The sequence below is a fragment of the Staphylococcus pseudintermedius genome (assembly GCF_034042775.1).
Classification (GTDB): Bacteria; Bacillota; Bacilli; order Staphylococcales; family Staphylococcaceae; genus Staphylococcus; species Staphylococcus pseudintermedius.
Genome location: NZ_CP120150.1, coordinates 606,261 through 620,586, shown reverse-complemented (window position 1 = coordinate 620,586; position 14,326 = coordinate 606,261). Strand labels below are relative to the sequence as shown.

The 14,326-nt window shown below is 38.2% G+C and carries 21 protein-coding genes and 1 pseudogene; 4 read left to right on the top strand and 18 right to left on the bottom strand.

The features are described from left to right. Window positions 1-2: 2 nt before the first annotated feature. The 13 genes from rplX to rpsJ form a co-directional block, all read right to left on the bottom strand. Window positions 3-317, bottom strand: coding sequence for a 50S ribosomal protein L24 (gene rplX / locus P3U61_RS02630; protein ID WP_014613223.1), 315 nt, complete (start codon window positions 315-317; stop codon window positions 3-5). A 43-nt stretch (window positions 318-360) separates the two neighbouring features. Next, window positions 361-729: a 50S ribosomal protein L14 gene (gene rplN / locus P3U61_RS02625; RefSeq protein WP_014613222.1), complete on the bottom strand. Its 369-nt coding sequence runs from the start codon at window positions 727-729 to the stop codon at window positions 361-363. Window positions 730-757: 28 nt separating this feature from the next. Beyond that, entirely contained in the window at window positions 758-1,021 is a 264-nt protein-coding gene (gene rpsQ, locus P3U61_RS02620; protein WP_014613221.1) for a 30S ribosomal protein S17, read from the bottom strand. A gap of 25 nt (window positions 1,022-1,046) precedes the next feature. Next, window positions 1,047-1,256 (bottom strand): 50S ribosomal protein L29, encoded by a 210-nt coding sequence (gene rpmC, locus P3U61_RS02615; RefSeq protein WP_014613220.1) that lies wholly within the window; start codon window positions 1,254-1,256, stop codon window positions 1,047-1,049. Next, window positions 1,246-1,680, bottom strand: a complete 435-nt coding sequence (gene rplP / locus P3U61_RS02610) for a 50S ribosomal protein L16 (RefSeq protein WP_014613219.1) — start codon at window positions 1,678-1,680, stop codon at window positions 1,246-1,248. Before rplP ends, rpmC begins: the two co-directional genes overlap by 11 nt. A gap of 2 nt (window positions 1,681-1,682) precedes the next feature. Beyond that, complete coding sequence (gene rpsC, locus P3U61_RS02605; RefSeq protein WP_014613218.1) at window positions 1,683-2,336, bottom strand: 30S ribosomal protein S3; 654 nt, start codon at window positions 2,334-2,336, stop codon at window positions 1,683-1,685. 23 nt (window positions 2,337-2,359) lie between these two features. Then, complete coding sequence (gene rplV, locus P3U61_RS02600) at window positions 2,360-2,713, bottom strand: 50S ribosomal protein L22 (protein WP_014613217.1); 354 nt, start codon at window positions 2,711-2,713, stop codon at window positions 2,360-2,362. Between the two features lie 33 nt (window positions 2,714-2,746). Continuing rightward, window positions 2,747-3,025 (bottom strand): 30S ribosomal protein S19, encoded by a 279-nt coding sequence (gene rpsS, locus P3U61_RS02595; RefSeq protein ID WP_014613216.1) that lies wholly within the window; start codon window positions 3,023-3,025, stop codon window positions 2,747-2,749. 64 nt (window positions 3,026-3,089) lie between these two features. Next, entirely contained in the window at window positions 3,090-3,923 is an 834-nt protein-coding gene (gene rplB, locus P3U61_RS02590) for a 50S ribosomal protein L2 (RefSeq protein ID WP_014613215.1), read from the bottom strand. Between the two features lie 31 nt (window positions 3,924-3,954). Further along, a complete protein-coding gene (gene rplW / locus P3U61_RS02585) occupies window positions 3,955-4,230 on the bottom strand; it encodes a 50S ribosomal protein L23 (protein WP_014613214.1) in 276 nt (91 codons plus the stop codon). Next, window positions 4,230-4,853 (bottom strand): 50S ribosomal protein L4, encoded by a 624-nt coding sequence (gene rplD / locus P3U61_RS02580; protein ID WP_014613213.1) that lies wholly within the window; start codon window positions 4,851-4,853, stop codon window positions 4,230-4,232. The genes rplW and rplD overlap by 1 nt, the downstream gene beginning before the upstream one ends. Window positions 4,854-4,879: 26 nt before the next feature. Next, entirely contained in the window at window positions 4,880-5,539 is a 660-nt protein-coding gene (rplC, locus tag P3U61_RS02575) for a 50S ribosomal protein L3 (RefSeq protein WP_014613212.1), read from the bottom strand. 27 nt (window positions 5,540-5,566) lie between these two features. After that, the gene (rpsJ, locus tag P3U61_RS02570) at window positions 5,567-5,875 is read right to left on the bottom strand and encodes a 30S ribosomal protein S10 (RefSeq protein WP_014613211.1); all 309 of its coding nucleotides are present in this window, start codon (window positions 5,873-5,875) and stop codon (window positions 5,567-5,569) included. A 463-nt stretch (window positions 5,876-6,338) separates the two neighbouring features. On the opposite strand from rpsJ, the gene P3U61_RS02565 reads away from it, so the two are divergent. Then, entirely contained in the window at window positions 6,339-6,725 is a 387-nt protein-coding gene (locus P3U61_RS02565) for a hypothetical protein (RefSeq protein WP_014613210.1), read from the top strand. A 657-nt stretch (window positions 6,726-7,382) separates the two neighbouring features. Here the strand turns inward: P3U61_RS02565 and P3U61_RS02560 are convergent. The 4 genes and pseudogenes from P3U61_RS02560 to P3U61_RS02545 form a co-directional block, all read right to left on the bottom strand. Continuing rightward, window positions 7,383-7,672, bottom strand: a pseudogene (locus P3U61_RS02560) (group II intron maturase-specific domain-containing protein); the annotation flags it as partial. After that, window positions 7,659-7,844, bottom strand: a complete 186-nt coding sequence (locus tag P3U61_RS02555) for a hypothetical protein (RefSeq protein WP_233506538.1) — start codon at window positions 7,842-7,844, stop codon at window positions 7,659-7,661. The gene P3U61_RS02555 and the pseudogene P3U61_RS02560, both read right to left, overlap by 14 nt. Before the next feature lie 221 nt (window positions 7,845-8,065). Next, window positions 8,066-9,400: an NCS2 family permease gene (locus tag P3U61_RS02550; RefSeq protein ID WP_014613209.1), complete on the bottom strand. Its 1,335-nt coding sequence runs from the start codon at window positions 9,398-9,400 to the stop codon at window positions 8,066-8,068. 120 nt (window positions 9,401-9,520) lie between these two features. Continuing rightward, window positions 9,521-11,656: a DNA topoisomerase III gene (locus P3U61_RS02545; protein ID WP_063278957.1), complete on the bottom strand. Its 2,136-nt coding sequence runs from the start codon at window positions 11,654-11,656 to the stop codon at window positions 9,521-9,523. Window positions 11,657-11,796: 140 nt separating this feature from the next. On the opposite strand from P3U61_RS02545, the gene P3U61_RS02540 reads away from it, so the two are divergent. After that, a complete protein-coding gene (locus P3U61_RS02540) occupies window positions 11,797-12,657 on the top strand; it encodes a GNAT family N-acetyltransferase (protein WP_014613207.1) in 861 nt (286 codons plus the stop codon). Between the two features lie 81 nt (window positions 12,658-12,738). Here the strand turns inward: P3U61_RS02540 and P3U61_RS02535 are convergent, their stop codons facing one another. Beyond that, window positions 12,739-13,647 (bottom strand): AEC family transporter, encoded by a 909-nt coding sequence (locus P3U61_RS02535; protein ID WP_096548263.1) that lies wholly within the window; start codon window positions 13,645-13,647, stop codon window positions 12,739-12,741. Between the two features lie 106 nt (window positions 13,648-13,753). Between P3U61_RS02535 and P3U61_RS02530 the strand changes: the two genes are divergently transcribed. After that, window positions 13,754-13,924 (top strand): SE1832 family protein, encoded by a 171-nt coding sequence (locus tag P3U61_RS02530; RefSeq protein WP_014613205.1) that lies wholly within the window; start codon window positions 13,754-13,756, stop codon window positions 13,922-13,924. 69 nt (window positions 13,925-13,993) lie between these two features. Continuing rightward, the gene (gene mspA / locus P3U61_RS02525; RefSeq protein WP_014613204.1) at window positions 13,994-14,311 is read left to right on the top strand and encodes a membrane stabilizing protein MspA; all 318 of its coding nucleotides are present in this window, start codon (window positions 13,994-13,996) and stop codon (window positions 14,309-14,311) included. The last annotated feature ends 15 nt before the right edge of the window (window positions 14,312-14,326 follow it).

Below are 14,326 nucleotides of genomic sequence, written 5' to 3'. Positions count from 1 at the left end.
TATTAATTAGACTTAATTTCTTCGCCTGATTTTTTAGCGATTCTTACTTTTTTACCATCAACAAATTTGTAGCCTACACGTGTAGGTTCGTTTGTTTTAGGATCTAATATTTGTACGTTAGAAACATGAATTGCTGCTTCAGTTTCTAAGATTCCACCTTCAGGATTCATTTGAGTTGGTTTTTGGTGTTTTTTAACGATGTTCACACCTTCCACAACGACGCGGTCTTTTTTAGGTTGAGTTGCTACAACTTTACCTGTTTTACCTTTGTCTTTACCTGCGATAACGATTACGTTGTCACCTTTTTTGATATGCATGTGGGCACCTCCTTGGAATTTATTATTTATGATTTACGATCGATTATAGTACTTCTGGTGCTAAGGAAACGATTTTCATAAAGTTTCCTTCACGTAATTCACGTGCTACTGGTCCGAAGATACGTGTACCACGTGGTCCTTTGTCATCACGAATGATAACACATGCATTTTCATCAAATTTGATGTAAGAACCGTCTTTACGACGTACACCTGATTTCGTACGTACAACGACAGCCTTAACAACATCGCCTTTCTTAACAACGCCTCCAGGTGTAGCATTTTTAACAGTTGCTACGATGACGTCACCGATGTTAGCAGTTTTGCGGCCAGATCCACCTAATACTTTGATTGTAAGTACTTCACGAGCACCAGAGTTGTCTGCTACTTTTAAACGTGTTTCTTGTTGGATCATGATTAAACCTCCCTTATCTTTATAGTCATTAAATGATTACTGATTCTTCGACGATTTCTACTAAACGGAAACGTTTTGTCGCTGATAAAGGACGAGTTTCTTGAATTTTAACGATATCTCCGAATTTAGCTGAATTGTTTTCGTCATGTGCTTTATACTTTTTAGAGTATTTTACACGCTTGCCATATAGTTTGTGCGTTTTGTATGTTTCAACTAAAACAGTCACTGTTTTGTCCATTTTGTCTGAAACAACTTTACCAACGTAAACTTTACGATCATTTCTTTCGCTCACTTTAGTAACCTCCTCTTTCAATCAATTATTGATTTGCTTTACCTTGTTCTAATTCTCTTTCACGTGCAACAGTTTTTAGACGTGCAATTGTTTTTCTTACTGTTTTAATTCTTGCAGTCTCTTCTAATTGACCTGTAGCTAATTGAAAGCGTAGGTTAAAAAGCTCTTCTTTTGAAGATTTGATTTGCTCTTCGATTTCTGAAGTGGTTAAGTCTCTAATTTCCTTAGCTTTCATTTGTTTCACCACCCAATTCTTCACGTTTTACAAACTTCGTTTTAACTGGAAGTTTGTGACTCGCTAAACGTAATGCTTCACGCGCAACTTCTTCAGATACGCCAGCAACTTCAAATAAAATACGACCTGGTTTAACAACTGCGATCCAGCCTTCAACCGCACCTTTACCAGCACCCATACGTACTTCTAAAGGTTTTTGTGTGTATGGTGTGTGAGGGAAGATTTTAATCCAAACTTTCCCGCCACGTTTCATGTAACGTGTCATAGCAATACGAGCTGATTCGATTTGACGAGAAGTAATCCAAGATGTTGTTGTAGCTTGAATACCATACTCACCAAATGTTACAAAGTTACCGCCTTTTGAACGACCTTTTGTATCAGGACGATGTTGACGACGATATTTTACACGCTTTGGTAGTAACATAATTATTTTCCTCCTTCACTATTTTTCTTAGTAGGAAGAACTTCACCACGATAGATCCACACTTTAACACCTAACTTACCATAAGTTGTGTCAGCTTCTGCATGTGCATAATCGATGTCTGCACGTAAAGTATGAAGTGGTACAGTTCCTTCTGAATATTGTTCAGCACGCGCGATGTCTGCACCGCCTAAACGACCTGAAACTTGTGTTTTGATACCTTTAGCACCTAATTTCATTGCTCTACCGATCGCTTGTTTTTGAACACGACGGAATGAAGCACGATTTTCTAATTGACGTGCAATGTTTTCAGCAACTAAACGTGCATCAAGGTCAACTTTCTTGATTTCAACTACGTTAATGTGAACTTTTTTGTCAGTAAGTTGATTTAATTTGTTGCGAAGTTTTTCGATTTCTGAACCGCCTTTACCAATTACCATACCTGGTTTACCAGTGTGAATAGCAATGTTGATGCGGTTAGCAGCACGCTCAATCTCAACGTGAGATACTGATGCGTCTTTCAATGCTTTATCAATAAATTTACGAATTTTTAAGTCTTCATGTAAAAGTGATGCGAAATCTTTTTCAGCGTACCATTTCGCGTCCCAGTCACGGATTACACCAACACGAAGTCCGATTGGATTAATTTTTTGACCCACGGTATTCCCTCCTTAAAATTTGATTAAGCTTCTTGAGCTTCCTCTTGTCCATCACTTACTACGATAGTGATATGACTTGTTCTTTTGTTAATTGCGCTTGCACGTCCTTGTGCACGTGGACGGAAACGTTTCAATGTTGGTCCTTCGTTAGCGTATGCTTCTTTAACAACTAATTGATCAGTGTTCATACCATAGTTGTGCTCTGCATTAGCTAAAGCGGACATTAATAATTTTTCTACTACTGGAGAAGAAGCTTTATTTGTTAATTTCAAAATAGCTACTGCTTCTCTTACGTCTTTACCTCGAATGAGATCCAATACTAATCGAACTTTACGAGGTGCGATTCTGATAGTTCTAGCAACCGCTTTTGCTTCCATTCGTATTTCCTCCTCTACTTACTAGAAATGGTATTATCTTCTTGTTTTCTTGTCGTCTGCAGCATGTCCTTTGAAAGTACGTGTTGGAGCAAATTCACCTAATTTGTGTCCAACCATATCTTCAGTTACATATACAGGTACATGTTTACGTCCGTCATATACTGCGAATGTGTGTCCAATAAAGTTTGGGAAAATCGTTGAACGACGTGACCATGTTTTAATTACTTGCTTTTTCTCGCTATCGCCTTGAGCCTCAACCTTTTTCATTAAGTGATCATCGACGAAAGGTCCCTTTTTAATACTACGAGCCATATTGGCGCCTCCTTTCTTATTATGTGCGTGCAGCGATTACGCCGCACACCCAAATAAGCTATTTTTATTTTCTCTTGCGTCCACGTACGATAAGTTTATCTGAACGTTTTTTACCACGACGAGTTTTCTTACCAAGCGTTGGTTTACCCCATGGTGACATTGGAGATGGACGTCCGATTGGCGCACGACCTTCACCACCACCGTGTGGGTGATCATTAGGGTTCATTACAGAACCACGGACTGTTGGGCGTTTACCTAACCATCTAGATTTACCCGCTTTACCAATGTTAACAAGTTCGTGTTGTAAGTTACCAACTTGACCAATAGTAGCACGGCAAGTTGAAAGAATCATACGTACTTCACCAGAACGAAGTCTTACAAGTACATATTTACCTTCTTTACCTAATACTTGCGCGCTAGCACCTGCTGAACGTGCAAGCTGTCCGCCACGACCAGGTTTTAATTCGATATTGTGGATAACTGAACCTACAGGAATGTCTTTTAATGGAAGTGCGTTTCCGACTTTAATGTCTGCCTCAGAACCACTTTCAATGATTTGACCTACTTCTAAGCCTTTAGGTGCAATGATGTAGCGTTTTTCACCATCTGCATATACGATTAATGCAATGTTTGCTGATCTGTTTGGATCATATTGGATTGAATCCACTTTACCAGGAATTCCATCTTTATTACGTTTGAAATCAATAACACGGTATTGACGTTTGTGTCCGCCACCATGATGACGTACAGTCAATTTACCTTGGTTATTACGACCCGCTTTTTTCGGTAGCGGTTGTAATAATGACTTTTCAGGCTCAGATTTTGTGATCTCAGCAAAATCTAATGTAGTCATATTACGACGACCATTTGTAATTGGCTTGTAATGTTTAAGAGCCATTGTCGCTTACCTCCTTATTGGTATTTAGTTTTTAGTTAAATAAGTCGATTTGACCTTCTTTTAATGTCACAATCGCTTTACGACGTTTGTTTGTATAGCCTTGATAACGGCCCATACGTTTTTTCTTTGGTTTATAGTTGATAATGTTGACATTAGCAACTTTTACTTCAAAGATTTCTTCTACTGCTTTTTTCACTTCTGTTTTGTTAGCACGTACGTCTACATCAAAAGTGTATTTATCTTCAGCCATAGCTGCAGATGATTTCTCAGTGATTACGGGGCGCTTTAGAATGTCTCTAGCTTCCATTATCCGAGCACCTCCTCAACTTTTTTAGCTGCTTCTTGAGTGATTAATACGCTGTCTGCGTGAGTTAACTCTAATACGTTTAAACCTTCTGGTGTTGTGATTGTTACACCTGGAATGTTACGTGCTGATAATTCAACATTTACATCTTCCCCAACTGTTACAACTAACACTTTTTTAGGTAATTCTAAGTTTGTTAAAGTTGTTTTGAATTCTTTTGTTTTTGGTGCTTCTAAGTTAAAACTATCAACAATTTTGAATCCATTTTCTTGTACTTTGTAAGAAAGTGCAGAACGTAATGCTAAACGACGCATTTTCTTAGGCATTTTGTAGCCATAGCTTCTTGGTGTTGGACCGAATACGATACCACCACCACGCCATTGTGGCGCACGGATTGTACCTTGACGCGCACGTCCTGTACCTTTTTGTCTCCATGGTTTACGTCCACCGCCACGAACAGCTGAACGGTTTTTTACCGCGTGTGTACCTTGGCGTAATGAAGCACGTTGTAAGTTAATTGCTTCGAATAAAACATCATTATTTGGTTCAATCCCGAATACTGAGTCGCTAAGTTCTACTGTACCAGCTTTTGAACCGTCAACTTTATATACATCATAATTTGCCATTATGCATTTCCTCCTTTCGCTACTAATTATTTGTTAGCTTTGATTGCTGATTGGATTTGTACAAAACCTTTTTTAGGTCCAGGTACATTACCTTTAACTAAAATTACGTTGTTTTCCGTATCAACTTGAACAACTTCTAAGTTTTGAACAGTTACTGTATTACCACCCATACGACCTGGTAATTTTTGCCCTTTGAATACGCGTGATGCATCTGATGCCATCCCGATAGAACCTGGTGCTCTGTGGAAATGAGAACCATGAGACATAGGTCCACGTGATTGGTTATGACGTTTGATTGCACCTTGGAAACCTTTACCTTTTGAAGTTCCTGTTACGTCAATAATGTCGCCAACTTCAAATGTATCTACTGAGACTTCTTGACCTACTTCGTAATCATCAACATTAACGTTTCTGAATTCACGAATGAAGCGCTTAGGTGCTGCGTCAGCCTTTTTAGCATGACCTTCAGCTGCTTTAGTCGCATATTTATTAGTTTTTCTACCTTTTTTGTATGCTTCTTTGTTTTCAAAACCAATTTGGATTGCGTTGTAACCGTCAACCTCTACAGTTTTCTTTTGTAATACTACGTTTTCTTTAGCTTCTACTACTGTAACTGGGATTAATTCACCGTTCTCACCGAACACTTGAGTCATCCCGATTTTTCTTCCTAAGATTCCTTTGGTCATCGAAAGTCCACCTCCTAAAATTTTCTATTATAATTTAATTTCGATGTCTACACCTGATGGTAAGTTTAAGCCCATAAGCGCGTCAACTGTTTTTGGCGTAGGATTTACAATGTCGATTAAACGTTTATGTGTACGTTGTTCGAATTGCTCACGAGAATCTTTGTACTTATGAACCGCACGAATGATTGTGTAAACTGCTTTTTCAGTTGGTAATGGAATTGGACCAGAAACATCCGCTCCAGAACGTTTTGCAGTTTCAACAATTTTTTCTGCTGATTGATCGATAACACGGTGATCATAAGCTTTTAATCTAATTCTGATTTTTTGTTTTGCCATGATTTACCCTCCTTATTCGTCTTCATTAAAGTGATAGACTTCTCCACGAAAACTATCTCACACAACGCCATGGCAAAGCGGCCGGGTGTGTCAGTAACCTTTCGCTTCATCGCATTAAAAGTCCAACATTAGACATGATACATGAAATGTGTTCACTTCGCAACTATTTATACAAAGTTTTTTTATGTCTAATTCACATACCTCATCATTTTACTTGATATATGCTTTAAGTTCAATAGCTTAGAGAGATTTTTTCAAATTTAATCTTACATTTTGTTTCTTATCATTTAAACAATTATAATAATGGTAAATCTTTTTTCCATTGTGATATGATAATCCGACAAAATGTTGAGGCACTGCATTAAAACTTTCTATATTATATAGTGTAGAATAGTTACAATGTATCCCCACATCGCAAGCGTCGTTTTAGGCGTTTGATTAAATCATTAAGGAGTTGCTTATTTTGACGAGAAATTCTAAAACAGCTTTAGTTATACTATCTATCATTGCACTTGTTTCTGAGTTCATTACTGGCTTTCCCCTTCTAGGTGGTTGGTATGTTCTTGCACTAGGTTGGCAGCCACTCGCATTTAATGCATTTATCTATTTAATTATGGTGCTTATCTTTATTTTCAATCGCCAAAATACGATTCGTCCTATGCTACTTATCCCAGCTGGCGGTATCATTGCAAGTGCCCTTGCGGTGATTCCTTTTGTAGGTATGATTTTGCATTGGATTATGTTCGTATTAATGATCTTCTTACTGATTGTATTATTCGTAACCCCTGTTTATCTTAAAGCTTCATATACGCGTTATACGCATTCTGAACGTGATCATAAACGTTATTAAATTATTTCATGGGGATTGAAAAAATATTGATGCTATTGTTGCAGCAGTTTGTTTAACTTGTTCTCAATGATTTCTGACTTTGATTACGTTTTCGTCTTCGCTTTCCGGGGGACTGGCCCTTCAATTCAATTCTGCTTGATTGAAGCACACATGAGATGGAAGTCGAATGAGATTTTGGGAGCAGTACAGAAATCTCCTGTGTCACAAAGATTTCATTTTACTGCCCCCGCAATGATGACTAGACTTCACAAAAGAGAGCGCATTGAGAAGCCAAACCACTACTGCGATAAACTGTAACCACTTTTAAAGTAAAGAAGTAACTGCTAGCAGTATACAGTCATTCCCACAGACGACTCAGCCTTCTGGGCAATCTTACAGTAATCATTTTGAGGGCAAGTTAATAAAAGCAAGAAAACGATAGTATCATTTTTTAATATCCCATTCCCCCTCATTTGGCTACCGTTTAAAATCATTATTGAATCATAAATCTATGAATGGATTGATGAATAAATTTTTCTATGCCCCACCCTTTGTTTCCTTTTGGCTGATCCATCCCAATCGCCTTTAACAATCGAGTAGGAGAATAACCGTTATCCTACTATTCGTCCTCTCACACGGTTACTTACTCGACGGTTCAATATCTTGCCTAAGCCCATTAAGAATGAGTTGTCTAATTCGTCGGTTTAACCAAGATTGTGTGGTTTCAATAAATTCTCTGATAAAACCTCTACCAAAGTATTTTATCCAACCTCGCGTCACTTGGTTAATTTTAGTGATAATGTCTTTAAATGTTCCAGGTCTATTTCGTTTTGTTATTTCCCTTAAGGTGCGTATTAAATTTCTTTTTGCTTCCGTGGTCGGTCTAAAACGACAAACCCCATTACCTTGGTTATTAGACAACTCAAGAACTTTAAGCGTGTGACTGCTCCTACTTTACTTTTCTCTTCCAAGCAGTTTTTTCGTTATCTGTAAAAAGTACTGCAAAAAGTGGACAAGAAGTTCACTGACTTTCATACTGTCAATTCCAAGAGCGCCTTTATTTTTCTTAACCTTCTTGATAGCATTTTCTATATTTTCAGGTCTTACAACAAGCTCCATCAGTGATGCAGATTCATCCATTCTACATAGCCTTAGTATGATGTTTCTGTTCGTCGGTGCGAGTGTTTGCGTCCGACTTCCTTCAGATTTCACTTCGCAATGGACTCCCTTGTTTTTCGCTAACAGTTCCTACTACGAAGCCTGTAATGGACTTTCACCGTCAAGATGTTACCCATTTCGAGCGCACCCTAAAAAAGCCCGAATAGTGCATGACACACTACTCGAGCTTCATTAAAGTGATTTTAACCATGTACAAATGCGAAATATAAAATAAAGATTACCATTAAACCATACATAATTGGATGTACTTCTTTATGACGTTTTGTTAAGACCATTGTAATTGGATAAAAAATAAAGCCACATGCAATCCCTGTTGCAATTGAATATGAAAGTGGCATCATAATAATCGTAATAAATGCTGGTACTGCCACTTCAAAACGTTTCCAGCTGATTTCCGCTAAATTCGAAGCCATTAATACGCCAACAACGACTAGTGCAGGTGTCGTTACTGCTGGCGTAACCACTGCCATTAACGGATTGAAGAATAATGCGAGCAAGAAACAGACCCCTGTCACAATACTAGCAAAACCTGTACGTGCGCCAACTGCCACACCTGAAGTTGATTCAATGTAAGACGTCGTCGTTGTTGTACCGAAGACTGCCCCCACCATTGTTGCTAATGAGTCTGAGAACAACGCACGTCCTGCACGTGGTAATTTGTTGTCTTTCATCATGCCCGCTTGAGATGCAACCGCAACGATTGTCCCTGCTGTGTCAAAGAAGTCGATGAATAGAAATGTTAAAATGACAATTAAAAACTGAATCGTAAACAGTTGTGACGGATCTTGGAGTGATTCAAACGCTGCCCCAAATGTCGGTGCGATACTTGGCACTTTACCTATAATCGCGTTTGGCGGTGCAATTTGTTGCGTCAATAAACCAACGATTGATGTCGCAACCATCCCAATAAAGATAGCACCCGGAATTTTCTTCGCGTATAACACAACTGTAATGATAATACCGAACACTGCTAATAATACACCGGGATCTGTAATTTTCCCTAAAGTTACAAGTGTCGCTTCTTCATTTTTAATAATTCCTGAACCTTGTAAGCCGACAAAGGTGATAAATAAACCTATCCCCGCTGAAACGGCCATTTTCATTTCAAATGGAATCGCGTTAATAATGGTTTCCCTCAAACCGGTAACTGTTAATATCGAGAAGATTAATCCTGAGAAAAAGACCCCTGTTAAGCCGGTTTGCCACGGAATCCCCATCGTTAATACGACTGTAAATGCGAAAAATGCATTCAACCCCATACCTGGTGCGAGTGCAATAGGATATTTCGCTATCAAGCCCATAAATAAACAGCCGACAAATGCAGCAAGTGCTGTCGCAACGAACACGGCACCTTGGTCCATTTTAAGTGCATCAGGTACCCCTTCAACACCTGCAAGACTCAATATTTGTGGATTGACAGCTAAAATGTATGCCATCGACAGAAACGTTGTTAAGCCACCTAAAATTTCGCGACGATAACTCGTTTGGTTTTCGTCAAATCGGAAATATTTTTTCACTTTAATTTTCTCCTTTAAATGAAATACTCCAATAGTCTAATACGATTACGGGTGAATTTCAACAATTTTTCCGAACTTTGTATACGAAAAACTATATTTCGTTCGATATTTATAAGCATCTTACAAGTTTAATCCTTTTAATGCATCTTTAAATGGATTGTTCTCCAACTCGTCTTCTTTCATATATTTCTTCATTTCTCGCTTCGACACTTTGTCTTTACCTTTATTTTTAAAGCGTTGATCCATATGTTCTTGCGTTTCGGTATAACCACAGACACAGCGATACGTCGCTTTTTTACCTGTACCGAATTTCGTCAATCGTTTCTTACATTGTGGGCATCTCGCATTCGTTTTCGTTTTTACATCTTTCTTCGTTTTACATGATGGATCTTGACAAACGAGCATCGAGCCATTTTTCGTATTCACTCTTAACATAAATTTGCCACACGTTGGACATTGGGCAGATGTTAAGTTATCATGTTTGTATTTTTGCTCACTCGATTTAATCGTATGAATAATCTCATGCGTAAACTGTTTCATTTCTTGCATAAATTGGTGCGCTTTGTACTGCCCTTTTTCAATTTTCATCAATTTATCTTCCCATTCAGCCGTGAGACGTGGTGAAGTTAATGCAGGTGGCGCGAGGTCTAAAATTTGTTTTCCTTTAGAAGTGACTTTAATTTTACCGTCATGACTTTCGATCGCATTCACATTAAACAACTTATCGATAATGTCTGCACGTGTCGCAACCGTACCAATCCCGCCTGTTGATTTTAGCGTTTGTGCGGACTTTTTATCTTTTAAGTCGAAAAACTTATCAGGTCTTTCCATCGCTTTAAGTAATGTACCTTCATTAAAATACGCAGGTGGTGTCGTTTCATGTGCCACAATCTGTAGTTGTCCTACATCGAATGTCTCACCTTGTTTAAATGACACTGCTCGTTCTGTTTGCGCGCGGTCTTGTTGTAACTTTTTAAAACCTAACTCTATCGGAACTTGTGATTGGTATGTGAATACATGTTTACCGATGTTCACTTCAACATGTTGTGCACGATAACGATATGGTGGCATCAACACTTCTAAATAGCGCTGTGCAATCATCGTATAAATTTTCTGCTCATTCGGTGATAATGACGCAACGTCCGCACGCACTTCTGTCGGAATAATCGCATGGTGATCCGAAACTTTTTGATTGTTCACAAATGATAATTTTTTCGCTAATGGTTGCTTTAAAATCTCGCGCGCATACGGCATCAACTCCGTTCCCATCGTTGCTTGTACACGTTCTTTCAATGTGTCCACCATATCTGTCGTCAGATAATTCGAATCTGTACGTGGATAGGTCACTAATTTGTGTCGTTCGTACAATTGTTGTAACGTATTTAAGGTTTGCTTAGCACCTAAATGATATTTTTGATAAGCTGCTTGTTGTAAATCAGTTAAATTAAATAACGGTTGCGGATAAACTTTTTTCTCTTTTTCATGCACACTGTTGACTTGTGCTTGCTTATTTTGCAATGTATTCACAATGGCCTCTAACTTTTCTTTCTGATAAACGCGTCCGTCATGTTGATAGGTCATTATCACGCCATTTACTTCTGCTTCTAAAGTATAATACTGTTGCGGTTTGAAATTTTTAATCTGTTCTTGGCGCATTGCTACAAGTTGAATCGTTGGTGTTTGTACACGTCCAAGTGATAATTGCGCATCATATTTCGTCGTCAATGCTCGTGTGGCGTTAATCCCGACAATCCAGTCCGCTTCACTTCTCGCTAACGCAGCTTCGTATAAATGTTGATACGCACGCCCATCTTTTAGCTTTTTGAAACCTTCTTTAATTGCTTTCGGTGTGACGGAGCTGATCCATAATCGTTTAATCGGCTTTTTCACATGCGCTTTTTCAATAATCAAACGTGCAACCAGTTCTCCTTCTCGTCCAGCATCCGTTGCAATAATCAACTCTTTGACGTCACTGCGCTTCATTAAATTCTGAATTGTATTAAATTGCTTCCGTGTCTTACTGATTACGACGGATTTCATTTGTTTCGGTATAATTGGCAAATCCTCTAACACCCATTGTTGATACTTTTTATCGTATTGTTCAGGTGTTGCATTTGTCACTAGATGCCCGAGCGCCCATGTGACGATATATTGTTGGTTTTCAAAATAACCTTCTTTGCGTGACCCTACATTTAAAGCATTGGCAATATCACGCCCCACTGATGGCTTTTCTGCTAATATCAGTGCTTTACTCATGATTCATTCCTCCATATTTCATTCCAATTATTTATCAAAAAACAACTCTTTAAATCCCAGTTGAATGCTTCACAAGTTGCTTTCATTTCATATCAAAAAAACTTATAATTAAGCTAAGTATATCATTAAGGAGGCGCATGATGAAGATATCTCAAGTTACTCCCAATCCAACTATTGCGTCATTTATTCAAACGTATGTGTCAGAACGTCCTTCCTATACGAATAAGTTGCCATTAGATGATGAACAAGCACTCTTTACATTTTTAGAAGAAGCTGCAGATGAAACAGGGCTATTTGTCGTTGAAGAAGCCGATGAAATTCAAATGCTGTTACTCTGTATTTCTTATTCTGAAGACCGTTATAAAGTGATTGGTCCGATTGTAAAAAACGGTTATGAACCAACGAAAGAGACGTTCAAACAACTGTTCGATGCTATCACAGCACAACATTACCAACCATCGACATATTATTTTGCATTTACAGCTCAACACGCACTGATTAAAACGTTTATGAAAACTATTGGCGCATCGTACACATTTACAGATTATCACCTGGAAACAAGTCAAGATTTGGGCGAAACACAAAACTTACATCATATGATTCCCTATAGTAAAGCGTATTATCGCTATTTTCAACGGTTACACGAAGATACATTTACGCACAATGCGATGACTGCAAATGAAATTGTGACATCACTAGACGATCAACATGAACTTGTTTTGTATATGGCAGAGGGTATTTTAAAAGGGTACTTGTACTTAATATATGATGAGTCAGAGCGTCATGCAGAGATTAAGTATTTCTCAAGCCATGCAGACTATCGCTTAAAGGGTATTGCGTTCGACTTAATTCAGCATGCGATTCACCGTGCGTTAACGAGACCTGAGATCGAACGTGTCTATTTTAAAATCCGTAGCAAAAATCACAAACTGGTCGAACGTTTTCATGAGCTCGGCTTTAACATCTCATCTGAATATCAGAAGTTTAAAATTTATAAATAGTCGTCGGGCATGTATCGACAGGTTCGAACAATGGTGGCGATGAAGAAAGAGGCAGGGACACTGATTTCCCAAGCCTCTTTTTTATACGAACCAAAATTGATACAAATATAAAATCACTATACTGATTACAATCGTAACGTTACTCGCCATCGCAATCACCGGTAACGTCCGATATTTAAACTGAACCGCATATGACAGTGATGCAACCCCAACAGGTAACAACCAAATGAGCTGTAATGTCGTTTTGATCATCGCATCATCTACGGGTAAGAAGAAATAGACGAGCGTTCCGAATAGTGCACCAAAACCATAATGTAACACGAGATATTTAAGTGTTAACGGCAAAAAGCGACGTTCTAATCTAAAGTCCATTAAAACACCAAGTAAAATCATCGAAAGTGGTAAGTTGGCATGGCCTAAAATGTCGAAGAAACGAATTGCTGTGTGGGGTAAATGCCATTGAAGAATATTGAGTACTAACATGATAATATATGTCATCAACGGAACAGATTTCAACATGTTCCATAAGATTTGCTTAGGATTAAAACCGCCACCTACTTGTTTGAAATAACTCGCAGCGAAATACGTGAGGCCAAACATCACGATTGCCCCACCGATATCGGCCATCCCAAAATACAACAACCCTTGCTCAGGCCAAATTTGTTGGACTAACGGATATGCAAAAATACCAATGTTGAGTGCTGCCATCATCATTGCGACAGTTCCCCGCACTTCATTACTATATTTTATGAACATGAGTACAATAAGCACTTTTGTCACAACACCATATAAAATCATCATCACAGGTAATACGACGAGTGATGGCGTCAAATTAACATGATTTAAATTGACGATAACGACAGACGGCAAGGTCACATTGAGCACTAACGTCGAAATCACGCGACTGTCCTTCCCATTAATATAACCGATGCGCTTTAGGATGTACCCTAGTGCAATTAATAATAATATCATCAAAAAATTCTCTGTCATGATACATCCCCCTTTGAAACAACTTGCTTTTATATTACTGTAAAACGTTTTAATTAAGCAATGTTAACGTGCTATAATAAAAAGGATTGATATAAGGAGGTGCCCTATGGATTTAGAACAGCAATTACAAGAGCTTAAAATGGACTACGTACGATTACAAGGTGATTTGGAAAAACGCGAGTCCACATCTCAACAAGTCGATCCACTGATTCAACAACTTGAACAAATTGAACAACAAATTGCTGAAGTACGTAGGCAACTTCGAGAAAATCTTTAAAAGGAGCCATTCAACTCTAACTTAATCAACATTTGACTTCACTAGCAAGATATAGAAAGGATGTACTTCATGTTAGCTTACTTAATCTTATTACCCCTCATGTATTTGGTTGTTGCCTATATTAGCATTTTTAAAATGCGTATTATGATGCCGAAGTTATTAAGAGTAATTATGGGGCTATTACTCATCATTGTCGTTGCGACTTCACTCGTCTATTATCCTGCATCAACCTGGTGGGTATTTGTTGTCTTAATTTTATTAATCGGTAATGTTGAAATTACAGCATTCAAACATTCTAAAAATGATGAAAAAGGTGTACGTATTTTAAATATGATGAGTCTTTTCATTCTCGTTATTTATATCGTACTGGTTGCAGTTTTTATTTAAAACTGCCACTTACAT